Origin of the sequence: Achromobacter sp. UMC46 (assembly GCF_014170335.1) — a bacterium.
Classification (GTDB): Bacteria; Pseudomonadota; Gammaproteobacteria; order Burkholderiales; family Burkholderiaceae_B; genus Achromobacter.
The window spans coordinates 111,479-126,465 of record NZ_LZZS01000005.1 but is presented as its reverse complement, the minus strand read 5'-3'; the positions used below and the strand labels follow the sequence as shown (position 1 = coordinate 126,465).

General features: G+C 65.8%; 15 protein-coding genes. 9 read left to right on the top strand and 6 right to left on the bottom strand.

The features are described 5' to 3' along the window. Positions 1-26 precede the first annotated feature (26 nt). Complete coding sequence (locus A9973_RS08270) at positions 27-692, bottom strand: arylesterase (RefSeq protein WP_183013298.1); 666 nt, start codon at positions 690-692, stop codon at positions 27-29. Here A9973_RS08270 and A9973_RS08265 point away from each other — a divergent pair. Next, on the top strand, positions 691-1,368 hold the full coding sequence (locus A9973_RS08265) for an ABC transporter ATP-binding protein (RefSeq protein ID WP_183013297.1): 678 nt from the start codon (positions 691-693) through the stop codon (positions 1,366-1,368). The two genes, A9973_RS08270 and A9973_RS08265, sit on opposite strands and share 2 nt — an antisense overlap. 52 nt (positions 1,369-1,420) lie before the next feature. Here A9973_RS08265 and A9973_RS08260 read toward each other — a convergent pair whose 3' ends face one another. Genes A9973_RS08260 through A9973_RS08250 form a run of 3 tightly spaced genes read right to left on the bottom strand, consistent with a single transcriptional unit; the run spans position 1,421 to position 5,164 of the window. Further along, entirely contained in the window at positions 1,421-2,404 is a 984-nt protein-coding gene (locus A9973_RS08260; RefSeq protein WP_183013296.1) for an ABC transporter substrate-binding protein, read from the bottom strand. A 23-nt stretch (positions 2,405-2,427) separates the two neighbouring features. Further along, positions 2,428-4,074 carry an iron ABC transporter permease gene (locus A9973_RS08255; protein WP_183013295.1) on the bottom strand — a complete coding sequence of 549 codons (1,647 nt, stop codon included), beginning with the start codon at positions 4,072-4,074 and terminating at the stop codon, positions 2,428-2,430. A 13-nt stretch (positions 4,075-4,087) separates the two neighbouring features. Continuing rightward, complete coding sequence (locus A9973_RS08250; protein WP_183013294.1) at positions 4,088-5,164, bottom strand: ABC transporter ATP-binding protein; 1,077 nt, start codon at positions 5,162-5,164, stop codon at positions 4,088-4,090. Between the two features lie 244 nt (positions 5,165-5,408). On the opposite strand from A9973_RS08250, the gene A9973_RS08245 reads away from it, so the two are divergent. The 3 genes from A9973_RS08245 (at position 5,409) to A9973_RS08235 (ending at position 7,584) form a co-directional block, all read left to right on the top strand. Beyond that, positions 5,409-6,317: a LysR substrate-binding domain-containing protein gene (locus tag A9973_RS08245; protein WP_183013293.1), complete on the top strand. Its 909-nt coding sequence runs from the start codon at positions 5,409-5,411 to the stop codon at positions 6,315-6,317. 12 nt (positions 6,318-6,329) lie between these two features. Then, the gene (gene serB, locus A9973_RS08240) at positions 6,330-7,046 is read left to right on the top strand and encodes a phosphoserine phosphatase SerB (RefSeq protein WP_183013292.1); all 717 of its coding nucleotides are present in this window, start codon (positions 6,330-6,332) and stop codon (positions 7,044-7,046) included. Between the two features lie 229 nt (positions 7,047-7,275). After that, positions 7,276-7,584, top strand: coding sequence for a hypothetical protein (locus A9973_RS08235; RefSeq protein WP_183013291.1), 309 nt, complete (start codon positions 7,276-7,278; stop codon positions 7,582-7,584). Between the two features lie 10 nt (positions 7,585-7,594). Here A9973_RS08235 and fabV read toward each other — a convergent pair whose 3' ends face one another. Beyond that, positions 7,595-8,785 (bottom strand): enoyl-ACP reductase FabV, encoded by a 1,191-nt coding sequence (gene fabV / locus A9973_RS08230; protein WP_183013290.1) that lies wholly within the window; start codon positions 8,783-8,785, stop codon positions 7,595-7,597. 139 nt (positions 8,786-8,924) lie between these two features. After that, on the bottom strand, positions 8,925-9,887 hold the full coding sequence (locus A9973_RS08225; protein WP_183013289.1) for a DMT family transporter: 963 nt from the start codon (positions 9,885-9,887) through the stop codon (positions 8,925-8,927). A 68-nt stretch (positions 9,888-9,955) separates the two neighbouring features. Here A9973_RS08225 and A9973_RS08220 point away from each other — a divergent pair, with 68 nt between their 5' ends. The 5 genes from A9973_RS08220 to A9973_RS08200 all read left to right on the top strand — a co-directional run bounded on the left by A9973_RS08220 (position 9,956) and on the right by A9973_RS08200 (position 14,964). Further along, on the top strand, positions 9,956-10,861 hold the full coding sequence (locus A9973_RS08220) for a LysR family transcriptional regulator (RefSeq protein ID WP_183013288.1): 906 nt from the start codon (positions 9,956-9,958) through the stop codon (positions 10,859-10,861). 319 nt (positions 10,862-11,180) lie between these two features. Then, positions 11,181-12,227 carry a TRAP transporter substrate-binding protein gene (locus A9973_RS08215; protein ID WP_183013287.1) on the top strand — a complete coding sequence of 349 codons (1,047 nt, stop codon included), beginning with the start codon at positions 11,181-11,183 and terminating at the stop codon, positions 12,225-12,227. Positions 12,228-12,308: 81 nt separating this feature from the next. Continuing rightward, positions 12,309-12,929, top strand: a complete 621-nt coding sequence (locus A9973_RS08210; RefSeq protein WP_183013286.1) for a TRAP transporter small permease subunit — start codon at positions 12,309-12,311, stop codon at positions 12,927-12,929. Next, positions 12,926-14,209 carry a TRAP transporter large permease gene (locus A9973_RS08205; protein WP_183013285.1) on the top strand — a complete coding sequence of 428 codons (1,284 nt, stop codon included), beginning with the start codon at positions 12,926-12,928 and terminating at the stop codon, positions 14,207-14,209. The genes A9973_RS08210 and A9973_RS08205 overlap by 4 nt, the downstream gene beginning before the upstream one ends. Positions 14,210-14,280: 71 nt before the next feature. Then, positions 14,281-14,964: a DUF2848 domain-containing protein gene (locus A9973_RS08200; RefSeq protein ID WP_183013284.1), complete on the top strand. Its 684-nt coding sequence runs from the start codon at positions 14,281-14,283 to the stop codon at positions 14,962-14,964. Positions 14,965-14,987 lie beyond the last annotated feature (23 nt).

Genomic DNA, 14,987 nt, shown 5'->3' with positions numbered 1-14,987 from the left:
AGCTGATCATAGGGGCCCCACAGCCTCTAGTTCAACAGTGGCTGCAGGGTCGGCCACACGTTGTCCAGCAATTGCGGCTGGGCATCCTCGTTCGGATGGATGCCGTCAGCCTGGAACATCGCCCGGTTCGTTGCAATTCCTTCCATCAGGAAGGGCACGAGCCGGGCGTTTTCGTCTTTGGCGACCGTAGGAAACAGCTGGGCGAAGCGTTGCGTGTAATCGCGTCCATAGTTGGGCGGGATCTGCATGCCCACGATCAGCACCTGCGCGTTCGCTTGGCGCGAAGCCTGCGCCATGGCGCGCAGATTCTGCTCGGTCATCGTCAGCGACAGGCCGCGCAAGGCGTCGTTCGATCCCAGTTCCAGCACCACCACCGCCGGCGCGTGCTGGCGCAGCAGCGCAGGCAGGCGCGCGACGCCGCCGCTGGTCGTGTCGCCGCTGATGCTGGCATTGACCACCTGGTACTTGGGGTATTGTTCCGAAACCCGGGCAGACAGCAAGGGCACCCAGCCCGTGCCGCGCTTGATGCCGTATTCGGCGGACAGGCTGTCGCCCACCACCAATACGGTGCGCGGCGCGGAACCCTGGGCCGCCGCGGCGGTCTGAGCGTGGGCGGGGGACGCCATCACGGCGGCTGCCATGGCGGTTGTCGCCAAGGCGGATGTAAGACGCAGACGGGAAAATAGGCGCATGGATAGCAAGAATTCGATCGAAGTGAAGGGGCTGGGCAAACGGGTGGCCGATGCCGGCGGGATGCTGTCTATCCTGGAAGATATCGATTTTACGGTGGCCGCCGGCAGTGCCGTGGCCATCACCGGAAGCTCCGGATCGGGCAAGTCCACCCTGTTGGGACTGTTGGCCGGGCTGGATGTTCCCAGCATGGGCAGCGTACACCTTGCGGGCCAGGACCTGTTCGCGCTGGACGAGGACGGCCGTGCGCGGCTGCGCGCCAATCATGTGGGGTTCGTGTTCCAGTCGTTCCAACTGCTGCCGAACCTGACGGCGCTGGAAAACGTCATGCTGCCGCTGGAACTGGCCGGGCAATCGGCCCGCGAGGCCGCGCAGGCCATGCTGGAGCGCGTGGGGCTGGGCGCCCGGTTGCACCACTACCCGCGGACGCTGTCCGGCGGCGAGCAGCAGCGCGTGTCGCTGGCGCGTGCCTTCGTGGTGCAGCCCGACCTGCTGTTCGCCGACGAGCCCACCGGCAGCCTGGATGCCGCGACGGGCGTCACGGTCATCGACCTGATGTTCGACCTGCACCGCGAACACGGCACCACGCTGGTGCTGGTCACGCACGATCCGCAACTGGCCGCCCGTTGCGGGCGCCAATTGGTGCTGGCCGCGGGCCGGATGGTCCAGGGCGCCTGAGGCGCCCTGGACGTCCTGGCTGGGTCTAGGCTCCGGGGCCTAATCCCGCGCCTTACTTCGCTTTGGCGACGGCCTGGTTCCAGGCCGCGACCACGGCTTCATACTCGGTGGCGGCGGCTTCCTGGCTGACGGGGAAGATCTTGATGGTGGACAGGTCGGGCAGGGTGGTCAGGCTGGCCACCGCCACATCAGTGCGGGTGGGGCGGCGGAAGTTCTTCACCAGCTGCGCTTCCTGCGACGCCTTGCTCAGCAGGCCGTCGTACAGCGCCTTGGCGGCGTCCAGGTTCTTCGCGCCCTTGATGATGAACATGCCTTCCGGCGCCAGATAGCTGCCTTCGCTGGGATAGACGAGCTTGATCTCTTTCTGGCCGCCGGCCACGTATTCCTGCGCGGCGTATTCCAGTGTCATCCCCACGGCGTATTCCCCTGCCGCCACGCCCTTGTAGGTGGTGCCGGACGAGGCGGTCACCACCGCATTGGCGGCGATCTTGTCCAGTCCGGCCTGGCCGAACTGCTTGTACAGGCCATACACGAGCATATAGGCCGTGCCGCTCTTGGACGGGTCGGTAATGGCGAACTTGTTCTTCCACTGCGGCTGCATCAGGTCCGACCAGGTGGCCGGCGCCGGCAGGCCCTTCAACTGGCGTTCATTGACCATCATCACCATGACGTGCACGTTCGTGCCCACCCACAGATCGTCCGGGCCGCGGAATTCGGCGGGGATCTTGTCCAGGTCGGCCGGGCGGTAGGCCTGCAGGTGCTGCCGGTAGGCGCCCAGGGTGCCGAAACCGCCGCTCCAGAACAGGTCGCCGCGCGGGTTCTGCGATTCGGCTTCGATGCGCTTCATCATCGTGCCCGTGCCGCCGGTGACGGGCTGCACGTTCAGCTTGGGACTTGTCTGCTTCACCGCTTCCAGCGCGGTCTCGATGGTTTCCGTGTTGTTGGACGAATACAGCACGACGTTCTGCGCGTGCGCGGCGCCCGTCGCCAGGGCGGCGGTCAGGACACTGGTGCGTATCAGGTGCTTGAGTTGCATGGGTAGCCTTTGGATCGAGGGGGTTATTTGCCGGAGAACAACTTGATGCGGAATGCTTTGACCGACACGATGATGGGCAGCACGATCACCGTGACCAGCGCGGCGCCGTAGGCGGAGGCCATGCCCAGCCGGCCGCCGTCGACCTGGCGGAAGATGGCGATCGGCATGGTTTCCAGACCGCCGCTGTAAGCCACGATCGATGCTGACAGTTCCGAGATCGTCGTGAGCCACATCAGGATGGCGGCCGAGATGATCGACGCCTTCATGGCGGGCAGGATCACTTTGAAGAACGTCATCAGCGGGGATACGCCCAGGCTGATCGAGGCCTCTTCGATCGAGTCGGGGATGTTGAACAGCACCGACGAGGCGTTGCGCACGGCGAACGGCAGGCGGCGCACCGTGTAGCACAGCACCATGATGCCGGAGGTGCCGGCCAGCACCAGCCAGCCGGTGTTGAACGTCTGCACCAGCGCAATGCCCAGCACCGTGCCCGAAATCGTCAGCGGCAGCACCACGATGTAGTCCAGCACCTGCGTGAAGGCGCTGCGCTTCTTGATCGTCAGGTAGCTGACCAGCACGGCGAACGCCACGCCCAGCACCGTCGCCAGCGACGCGAACTTCAACGAATTCAGGATGGGTTCCGGCGCGCCGTGCACCGCGCGCTGCATGCTGGCCAGCGACCACTGGCCCCATTGCATGACCGGGCCGCTGGTCTTGGTGAAAGCCGCCACGAACACGATGATGAGCGGCAGCATGGACAACAGGATCACGAAGCCGACGCCGCCAGTGTAGAGCCCGGCGGTCCAGGAACGCACGCGCACGGCCGCGGGCGCGCGGCCCTGGGTCATGGTGTAGACCTTGCGTTCGACTACGCGCTTCTGGAAGAACAGCACGATGGCGACGATGGCGATCGACACGACGGACATGGCGCTTTGCAGTGTGGGGCTGCCGCCCATTTCGCTGACGAAGGTGTTGTACGTCATCACCGACAGCAGCGGCACGCGGCTGCCCAGCAGCATCGCCAGCGCGAAGTTGCCCACCACCAGCGTGAACACCACCAGCGCATTGACCAGCACCGCAGGCAGCAGCACGGGCACCAGCACCCGCAGCTTGGTCAAGAACGGCGGCGTGCCCAGGCTCAGCCCGGCTTCTTCCAGCTGTCCGTCGAAGCCGCGCAGCGCGGCCAGCACGCCCAGGTAGATATACGTGTAATAGACGAGCGTCATGGAGAACACCATGCCCGTCCAGCCGTAGAACGACGGCAGCGAGATCCCCGCGTCGCCCAGCAGATTGGTCAACAGGCCGTTGTTGCCCAGGATCAGCAGCCACGACTGGCCCACGATGATCTCGGGGATGACGATGGTCAGCACCGGCAGGATCGCCACCAGGTTCTTCAACGGGAAGTCGTAGCGCGCCACCATGTAGGCGAACGGCACGCCCACCAGCACCGTGCAGGTCGTGACCGCCAGGCCCAGGATCAGCGTATTGCCGAAAGCCTCCAGATATTGCGAGTCGGCCAGCAGGGCCTTGAATCCCTCCAGCGAAAAGCCGCCGTCCTGCCCCGTGATGCTGTTGCCGAACAGCACGCCCAGCGGATACAGCACGAAGAACAGCAGCAGAACCAGACTGATCGCGGTCAGGATGCCCCAGGGCCACCATTTGATTTTCATGGCGTGCGCATCCTCAGGCGTTGACGACGCGGCTGTCGGCGGGGATCAGCACCTGCACGGCTTCGCCGGGCTGGAACTGCGCGACCATATTGCCGGCATGCAGCTCAACCCGGATCTCCGAGCCGTTGGCCAAGGCGATGCGATAGGCGGTCTTGAAACCCAGGTACTGGCGGCGCAGCACCTTGCCCGGCAGCGTGTTCGGCACGTAGGGCGCGGGCGCCATCAGCGCCAGTTCCTCGGGCCGCGCGATCAGCACGCCGCTGGCGTCCAGCCGGGCGCTGCCGCGCACGCCGTCGAATCCCAATCCGCAGAGCTCATAGCGGACATGGCCATCGGGCGCGCCGGCAAGGCCGGTGCGGGCAGGCACCGGGATCACGTTGGCCGAACCGATGAAGTCGGCCACGTAGGCGTTGACCGGCGTGCCGTAGAGTTCTTCGGGCGTGCCCAGCTGCGCGATGCTGCCGTGGTCCATGATGGCGATGCGGTCGGACATGGCGAGCGCCTCTTCCTGGTCGTGCGTGACGAAGACGGTGGTGATGCCGGCCTCGCGCACCAGATCCAGGATGACGTCGCGCATCTGCAGGCGCATTTTCGCGTCCAGGTTGGACAGCGGTTCGTCCATCAGCAGCACGCGCGGCCGGATCACCAGCGCGCGCGCCAGCGCCACGCGTTGGCGTTGTCCGCCGCTCATTTGCGCGGGGTAGCGGTCGGCCAGCGCCAGCAAGCCCACTTTATCCAGCGCCTCGTTCGCGCGCCGGGTGGTCTCGGCGCGCGCCACGCCGCGGGCGCGCAGGCCGTAAGCGACGTTGTCGAAAGCGGTCTTGTCGGGAAACAAGGCGTAGTCCTGGAACACCATGCCGATGTCGCGGCGGTGCGCTGACACATGGGTCACGTCGTCCTGGTCGAACAGCAGGCGTCCGCCGTCGGGCGCATAAAAGCCCGCGATGCAGCGCAGCAACGTGGTCTTGCCGCAGCCGCTGGGGCCCAGCAGCGTATAGAACGCGCCGTCGGGAATGTGCAGCGACAGATTGCGCAGCACTTGCTGCCCGCCGAAAGTCTTGACGATGCCGTCTACCGTGATCGATGCCATTTTTTTGTTCCTGCTTGGGTTCCCGGCATCATAGGAATGCGCCCGGCTGGTCACCAGCAGTGTTTTTTAAGGCATGGCGTTAGATTTTCTAAGAGGTCGGCGGCGGCGCTATCCCCTAGAATGCCGCTGAACAGGGCAGGCGCCGGCGAAAGCCGCGCCGCCGATAAATAGACGACAAGGGAAAACGTGGGAAAGAGCAGCACAGTCTGGTGCCTGAGCGGCGCCCGGGCGGGCGTCCGCTGACATGGCGGGGCAGAGCCTGCCGCCATTGAAGGCATTGCGCGTCTTCGAAGCCGCGGCGCGGCTGCGCAGTTTTACCGCCGCGGCCGATGAGCTCAGCATCACGCACAGCGCGGTCAGCCAGCAGATCCGCATTCTTGAAGAGTATGTGGGCCAGCCGCTGTTCGCCCGCGAAGCGCGCGGCGTGGCGCTGCTGCCGTGCGCCCAGGCCTATTTCCCGGAAGTGCAGGCCAGCCTGGAACGCATCGCCGCGGCCACCGCCAAGCTGAAGGCGCCAGCCTACGGCGGCGTGCTGCGCGTCTGCGCGACGCCGTCGCTGACCATGAAGTGGCTGATCCCGCGCCTGTCGGCCTTTCAGGCACGGCATCCGGGTATCGACGTGCAGCTCAGCACGCAGGGCCGCCCGTTCTTTGACCGGGGCGGCGACGCCGGCGCCGACGTGCTGATCCGGCACGGCTTCATGGCGCAATCGGATCTGGCCTGCGTCCATTGCCTGGATGATTTCCACTTGCCGGTGGCGTCGCCGCGCTTCATCGAACGCAACCGGCTGGCGACGCCGGCGGACTGCCTGGGCCATCCGCTCTTGAAGATATCGGGCGGCATGGACCATTGGCCGCGTTGGTTCGCGCTGGCCAAGGTGGACGTGCCTGCGCAGCTGCCCGGCCCCGTCTTCGATCACCAGTTCCTGTGCATGCAGGCCGCCATGAATGACCTGGGCATCGCCTTGGCGCCGTGGAGCCTGCTGGAAGACGACATCCGGGCCGACCGCTTGCGGCCCCTGTTCGCGCAGCCGCAACTGCCCAATGCCGGCATCCACGCGCTCTATCGGCAGGACGGCCCCGCCGCGCAGCCGGCGCAATTGTTCATCGCCTGGCTGTGCGCGCAGCAGCACGGCTTGCCCCCTCCCGGATAGACAAGGACTCGCATGCTTCATTCCACCACGCCCGCTGGCCTGCAATGGCGCGGCATCACGCCGCCGTTGGCGCTTTCCGATTACCGCGTCATCGCGTTCGACATGGATTCCACGCTTATCTCGATCGAGACGCTGGATGAAATGGCCGACCTGATGGGCAAGAAGGCGGAAGTGGCGGCGCTGACCGAGGCCGCCATGCGGGGCGAGATCATGGATTACAAGCAAAGCCTGCGCGATCGCGTGGCCTTGCTGGCCGGCATGCACGAGGCCTTGCTGGACAAGGTCTACGACGAACGCGTGCGCATCAATCCCGGCGCGGAAACGCTGATCGCGGCCTGCAAGGCGGCGGGGCTGACATGTTTGCTGGTCACGGGCGGCTTCACTTGCTTCACGGATCGCTTGCGCGTGCGGCTGGGGTTGGACGACGTGCGCGCCAATGTGCTGGAAGTGGTGGATGGCCGCATGACGGGCCGGCTGCTGCCGCAAGCATGGGGCGATATTTGCGACGGCGAAGAAAAGCGCCGCAAGCTGGTTGAGGTATGCGCATCCCTGGGGGTGGGCACGGAGCGTGCCATCGCGGTGGGCGACGGGGCCAATGATCTGCCGATGATGCGTGCGGCAGGCCTGTCGGTGGGCTATCTCGCCAAGCCGGCAGTGCGGCGTGAAGTGAACGTGGCGATCGATGAAGGCGGGTTGGACCGGCTGCTGGAACTGTTCATGCGTTCATGATCCGAAAGCGCCATGACGCCACGTTTTTAGATTGAAATCAGATTGATCCTACAAAAAAACGCGCGTAGTCTCATTGACATCTGAGATAGATGAACTTGCGACGTTGGATCAAACGAATCGCGGCCATACGAGCGCGTGGCGGCAGGCTTAAGGTTCGACGAGACGGCGCCGTAATCAGGAAAGGAAGGCAAACCCGCTTTCCTGCTCTTGCCTACGCTCTGGAGTCGTCATGGCTATTCACAGTTTGGCGCGTGCGTTGTGGTGTGTCTCGTTGCTGGCCCCTGCGGTGGCCAGCGCCAGTGACGGCGTGATCCGGTTCAGTGGGGCCATCGTCGAGCCTGCCGGATGCCGTGTCGACACGCAGGGCGCCGGGGCAGGGCCGGCAGCGCCCCGGGTAAGTTGCCAGGCGCCTGCCGGCCGGGCCGCGGTGCCTGCCGGCAACGTCGTCACGGTCAGCACGAAGGTGTTGCCTGCGGCGCCGGGGCAGGGCGGCAGCGCCGCCCGGGAAGCCCGCATCGTGACGCTGGACTACCTCTGAGGCCACGCGGTCAGATCAGGCCGCGGATCTCCACGGCCGGATCCACATCCGCGTCGTAGTCCACGCCGTCGATCTCGAAACCGAACAGCCGCAGGAAATCCTGCTTGTAGCCGGCGAAATCGGTCAGTTCGTAGATGTTGTCGCTGGTGACTTGCGTCCACAGCGCCTGCACCTGCGCCTGCACGCCCGGATCCAGCTCCTTGTAGTCCGCGCGCAGGCGGCCGTCGGCGTCCAGGACGGGCGTGTCGCCGCACAGGCTGTCTTGGTACAGTCCGTAGACCTGTTCGATGCAGCCTTCGTGCGTGCCTTCGGTCTTCATGACCTTGAACAGCAGCGACAGGTACAGCGGCATCATCGGAATGGCCGAACTGGCCTGCGTGACCACGGCCTTCAGCACCGACACGCGCGCGTCGCCGCCGCGCGCGGCCAGCTTGGCGCGGATGTCCAGCACCTTCTGGTCCAGATCTTTCTTGGCGGCGCCGATCGAGCCGTTCCAGTAGATGTCGTGCGTGATCTTTTCACCCAGATAGGTGAAGGCGGTCGTCGTGGCGCCTTCGGCCAGAGCACCGGCTTCCAGCAGCGCGTCGATCCACATCTGCCAGTCTTCGCCGCCCATGACGGCGACGGTGGCATCGATCTCGGCCTGCGTGGCCGGTTCCAGCACCGATTCCTTGACGACTTCGCGGTCGGTGTCCAGGCCGCGCAGGTTCACGGACTGGCCGATGGGCTTGAGCGTCGAATTGAAGACCTGGCCGGTCCGGGGGTGCGTGCGGCGCGGAGCGGCCAGGCTGTAGATCACCTGGTCGACCTGGCCCAGGTCCGCCTTGATGGCGGCGATGGTCTTCTGCTTGATCTCGTCCGAGAACGCGTCGCCGTTGATGCTTTTGGCGTACAGGCCTTCGGCTTCGGCCGCCTTGTGGAAGGCGGCCGAGTTGTACCAGCCGGGCGTGCCAGCTTTATTGGCGTCGGCAGGGCGTTCGAAGAACACGCCCAAGGTCTGCGCGCCACAGCCGAACGCCGCGCTGATGCGGGCCGCCAGGCCATAGCCGGTCGAGGCGCCCAGCACCAGCACGCGTTTCGGGCCGCCGGCGATCGGGCCCTGCGCCTTGACGTAGTCGATCTGGTTCTTCACGTTGGCCTCGCAGCCGACGGGGTGGGTGGTGACGCAGATGAAACCGCGCACGCGGGGCTTGATGATCATGAAGACCTCACTCGGGAAGTGCGAAATGCTGGGGGAATGCCGGATGCCGGCGCGGCCGGTGCGCGAAAGCGCAAAAAGCGACCAGCATTGTACGGGAGCCCGCCCGGTCGCGCAGCGGGGCGGGCTGGGCCGTTGCCGGTCAGCGTGCCCCGGCCTTGGCCGGGCCGGTGCCGTTGGCGGCCCCCCGGCGCCATTCCACCAGGCCGATGCCGATGCCGCTGGCGCAGATGATCGCGATGCCCAGCCAGGTCAGCGGATCAGGGAAATGGTCCCAGACCAGCCAGCCCACGGACGTGGCGCTGATGATCTGCAGATAGATGAACGGCGCCAGCGTCGAGGCCGGGGCTCGCCGGTAGGCGGCGATCTGGAACAGGTGGCCCACGCCGCCGGTGACGCCGGTCGAGATCAGCAGGAACCAGTCGAACGCGGACAGCGATTGCAGCACGGGCAGGGCGGCCGGCAGCACGAACGGCAGGGACAGCGTCAGGCAGGCCGTGCCGACCGCGCCGCTCCAGATCAGCGAGGTGAACGGGTCGTCGCCCGCGACGCGCCGCGTGGCGATGAACTGGGCCGCGAAGCAACAGGCCGTCAGTAGCCCGAAGACCGTGCCCACCGGGTGCAGTCCGCCGCCCGGGCGGATGACGATGATCACGCCGATGAAGGCGATGCCCGCCGCGACGAACCGCGACAGCCGCGCGGGTTCCTTCAATACCCAGGGCGCCAGCGACAGCACGAGCAAGGGCGCCAGGAAATTGATGGCCGTGGCCTCGGCCTGCGGGATGTAGCTGAGCGTGGTGAAGAACATCAGCGTGGCCAGGAACATCGAGCCGCCGCGGATGAGCTGTTCGCGCGGGCGTTTGCTGCGCAGCACGCCCACGCCGCGCGTGGGCAAGACCAGGGCCAGCACCAGCACCAGATGCACGGCATAACGGAACCAGGACAGCACCAGCAGCGGCACGCCCGCGTTCATCACCCATTTTCCGCTGGCGTCCAGGCAGGACAGCGTCCACATCGATAGCACCAGCAGCAGGATCCCGACCAGCGGTCCGCGGGAAGCGGGCGCGGCGGCGGCTTGCGGGCGACCGGGATCGGCCGGGGGCATGGAGAGGCTCCTAATGGGGGAAACGGGCGGCTGCCATGATACGCTCATCCCGCCGGGGGAACAGGCCAATGATAGAACTACGCAACATCGAAACTTTTTTCTGGGTCGCCACGCTGGGCAGCTTTCGCGCCGCGTCGGAAAAACTCAACACCACGCAGCCTGCGGTGTCTCAGCGCATCGCGTCGCTGGAGGCCGATCTGGGCGTGCGGCTCTTCGAGCGAGACGCGCGCGGCGTCAAACTGACGGCCAAGGGCCATGAATTGCTGTCGCATGCCGAGCGCATGCTGCAGGTGCGGCGCGACATGTTCGAAGCCGCGCGCGAACAGAACGTCATGTCGGGCACGGTGCGCATCGGGGTGGCCGAGACCATCGTGCAGACCTGGCTGCCCACGTTGATCGAAATGATCCACACGACGTATCCCGCGCTGGTGCTGGAGATCGAAGTGGATACCACCCACGTGCTGCGCTCGCATCTGATGTCGCGGCAGATCGACCTGGCATTCCTGATGGGTCCGGTGCTGGAGGCGCGCGTCGAAAACCTGCCGCTGTGCACGTATCCGCTTGCATGGGTGGCCAGCCCCACGCTGGACCTGGGGCCCGAGCCCCTGACCCTTGAACGCATCGGCAAGCTGCCGATCATCACGTACCCGTCCAACAGCGCGCCGTACCGGTTCGTGCGCGACATGCTGACACGCGCCGGGGTGTCGTCCCCGCGCATGTACGGCAGCGCGTCGATGTCGATGGTGGTGCGCATGACGCAGGACGCCATCGGCACCAGCGTGATCGCGCCGGTCTTCCTGGGCAAGGAATTGGCGCGCGGCGAATTGCGCATCCTGCGCGTCGAAGCCGACCCGCTGCCGGAGCTGAGCTTCACGGCGACCTGGGTGCAGGGGCCTGACAGCCACGCGGTCAAAGTGATCGCGCAGATGGCGCAGAAGGTCGCGGCGCAGGCCGGGGACGGCATTCCGGCCTAGGTGTTTTCCCCCGGTCGCCGTGCGTGGCCGGTGGCGGAACCGGCACGGATGCCGTGTCCGCCCGTGTGGCCAACTGCCCGGAAAGCCGCGCCAGGCTGTCATTTGGCGAAATCGCAGGCGGCCTTGCCGGCGAGACCCAAGAAATATTTATACCCCCACATCGCTACATACGATTGGACGCTTGCCGCCCCTGACGATGCAATGGCGGCACACCAATAGGCAACGTCTGGATACACAGTCCCGAATTCCTAACCGCGTGCGATCAGGGTAACGGGATCCCGCACGCGACAGACCATCCCGCCAGCCAGGAGTTTTGTCCATGAAGAAGTCTCTTGTTTTCGCCGCCGTCGCTGCCAGCTTGCTGGCCGGCGCCGTCCAGGCGCAAGATCTGCCCAAAACCCAGTTGAAGGTCGTGGGAGGCCTGTCCAACCTGACCGCCTACAACGATTACGAAAAGCCGTTCTGGACCAAGACCATTCCCGAGCTGTCCAAAGGGCAGATCACGGCGGACATCAAGGGCTTCAATGAGATGGGCCTGAAAGGTCCCGAGGTGCTGCGCCTGATGTCGCAGGGCGTGATCGAATTCGGCACCGCCACCTTGTCGTACTTCGCCAGCGACAACCCGATCAACGAAGCGATCGACCTGGCCGGCCTGGCGCCCGACGTCAAGACCGCGCGCGCCGTCACCGACGCATTCGAACCGGTCTACGCCAAGCTGTACGGCGAAGGCAGCAACGTCAAGCTGCTGGGCATCTCGACCTATCCGGCGCAAGTGCTGTTCTGCAACGCCGAGATCAAGAGCCTGGCGGACATCAAGGGCAAGAAGGTGCGCACCAGCAGCCGCACCACTGCGGAATTCGTGGAAGCGCTGGGCGGTTCCAGCGTCACGATGGCCTTCGGCGAAGTCGTCCCGGCGCTGCAGAACAAGGTGGTCGATTGCGCCATCACCGGTTCGCTGTCGGGCTACTCGGCCAAGTGGTACGAAGTGTCGACGCACCTGGTCGCATTGCCGATCAACTGGAACCAGCAGATCCACGCGGTCAACCAGAAGGCCTGGGACAAGCTGGACCCCGCCGTGCGCACGTTCCTGCAAGCCAACGTGAAGACGCTGGTCGACAACATCTGGGAAGGTGCCGCGCGCCAGACGCAAGAAGGCTATGACTGCAATACCGGCGCCGCCGCGTGCCCGTTCCCGGTCAAGGGCAAGATGGTCCTGGTCGAACCCTCCGACGCCGATCGCGCGTTGCTGAAGAAGGTGGCCCAGGAAGCCGTGCTGCCCAAGTGGGCCGCGCGTTGCTCGGCGCAGTGCGTCAAGGACTTCAACGCCACCATCGGCAAGACGCTGGGCCTGACCGCCAGCAAGTAATTGCCGTTCCGCGCCGCCGCGCAAGGCGGCGGCGCGGTTTCCGGCTTGTGATACCGGGCTTCGCCCGTAGAGGTTTCATCCATGACCCGAACCGAACATTTCCGCCTGCTGGGCGGCCTGTTGCGGCGCGCCGAGAGCTTTTCGCGCGTCGCAGTATGGGCCGGCGGCGCCTTGACGGTGGCCAGCGTGCTGCTGATCTCCTTTGACGTCCTGGCGCGCAAATTCCTGGGCTTCACGACAGGCGGCGCGGACGAACTGTCCAGCTACGCCTTCGCCATCAGCACGTCGTGGGCGCTGGCGTTCGCCACGCTGCAGCGCGCCAACGTGCGCGTCGACGTGCTCTACCAATATCTGCCGGTGCGGCTGTCCGCCGTGCTGGACTGGATCTCCATGGTGGCGATGGCCGTCTTCATGGTGTTCCTGACGTACTACGCCTACGACGTGGTGCAGACCTCATGGGCGCAGAAATCCGCGGCCAACACGCCGCTGGCCACGCCGTTGTGGATTCCGCAGGGCCTGTGGCTGCTGGGCCTGGCCTGGATGTGCATCACGGTCGCCCTGATGCTGGCGCGCGCCTCCGCCGCGCTGGTCACGGGCGACATCGAACTGGTCAAGCAGATCTGCGGCGTGCGTTCGGCGCAGGAAGAAGCTGACGAAGAAGCCGCCGCGGGCGAGCGCATGGTGAAGGGAGAGGCCGCATGATTTCCACCGCATTGACCTTATTGCTGGTGCTGATCGGCCTGTCCATCCCGGTGGGCGCGGCGCTTGGCGTGCTGGGCCTGATCCTGGATCCGCTGTTCTCGATGCTGCCGCTGTCGCGCGCCATCGGCGAAATCTCCTGGAGTTCGAACAACGAGTTCCTGCTGGTGGCGATCCCGCTGTTCATCATGCTGGGCGAAGTGCTGCTGCGCGCAGGGTTCGCCGAACGCATGTACGGCGCGATGAGCCTGTGGCTGTCGTGGCTGCCGGGCGGGCTGATGCACGCCAACATCGGCGCATCCACCTTGTTTTCGGCCACCTCCGGCTCCAGCGTGGCCACCGCGGCCACCGTGGGTACCGTCGCCATTCCGCAGATCCGCAAGTACGGCTACAACGAACCGCTGTTCCTGGGCAGCCTGGCCGCCGGGGGCACGCTGGGGATCCTGATCCCGCCGTCCATCAACCTGGTCATCTATGGCGTGCTGACGAATTCGTCGGTGCCCAAGCTGTACCTGGCCGGCATCATCCCCGGCTTCGCGATGGCCGCCTTGTTCATGCTGACGGTCGTGATCGCCTGCGTGGCCAAGCCGTCGTGGGGCGGCAAGAAGATCCACGCCACCTGGGGCCAGCGTTTCGCCAGCCTGGTGCACCTGGCGCCGCCCATGGGCATCTTCTTCCTGGTGGTGGGTTCCATTTATGCGGGCCTGGCCACGCCGACGGAAGCCGCCGCGCTGGGCGTGCTGGGCGCCTTCATCCTGGCGGCCTGGTTCCGCCGGCTGACGTGGTCGATGCTGCGCGAAGTGCTGGAAGGCACGATGCGCTCCACGGCGATGATCATGCTGATCGTCGTCGCGGCCAGCTTCCTGAACTTCGTCATGTCGGCCACCGGCCTGACCGACGCGCTGACCAAGTCGATCACCGGCCTGGGCCTGTCGCCCGGCTGGATGCTGCTGATCGTGGTGATCTTCTACCTGGTGCTGGGCTGCTTCATGGAAACGCTGTCCATGATGATCACGACGATCCCGATCGTCGCGCCCATCATGATCGCGCTGGGCTACGACCCGATCTGGCTGGGCATCGTGATCATCATCCTGGTCGAGGCCGCGCTGATCACGCCGCCTGTCGGGCTGAATCTGTTCGTGGTGCAAAGCCTGCGCAAGGCCGGTTCCATGAGCGCGGTCATCATCGGCAGCCTGCCGTTCGTCGCCGCCATGTTCGTGATGCTGGCCTTGCTGGCGTTCTGGCCGGACCTGGCGCTGTGGCTGCCGCGCGCCTTCGGCTGATTCCTTATCCGTACCGGCGGCGGCCCGCCCAGGGCCGCCCCGTTCCCACCCTTTGATTCCGCAGGACTGACATGAAAGCTGTATTCAACATCGACGACGCCAATCCCCGCCAAGTGGAAGTGGACTTCAACACCCTGATCGTGGCCGGCTGGGCCGGACGCGACATGGCCGCCATCGAGCATCACATCGAAGAACTGGCCGCGATCGGCGTGCCGCGCCCGACCAGCGTGCCGCTGTACTACCGCATCGCCGACAACCAGCTGACGCAGGCCGAGCGCGTGCAGGCCGTGGGTGAAGAATCCTCGGGCGAAGTCGAGACCTTCGTGTTCGCCGTGGACGGCGAGATGTACGTCAGCATCGCCTCCGACCATACCGACCGCAAGCTGGAGACGGTCAGCGTGGCCATGTCCAAGCAAGTCTGCGTGAAGCCCGTGGCGGCCACCGCCTGGCGCCTGGCCGACGTGGCGGAATACTGGGATGAACTCGTCATCCGTTCCTACATCGTCGAGAACGGTGAAAAGGTGCTGTACCAGGAAGGCCCGCTGTCCACGCTGCGCACGCCGCAAGACCTGATCGCCGGCTACACCGGCGGCGCGGCCGTGCTGCCGCAAGGCGCCGGCATGACCTGCGGCACGGTGGGCGCGATCGGCGGCATCCGCGCCGCCGCGGACTTCACCATGGAACTCTTCGATCCGCGCCGCCAGCGCACGTTGAGCCACCGCTATCATGTGGAATCGCTGCCTGTGGTGGCCTGATTCCGGTATCGCAAGGCCTTGAT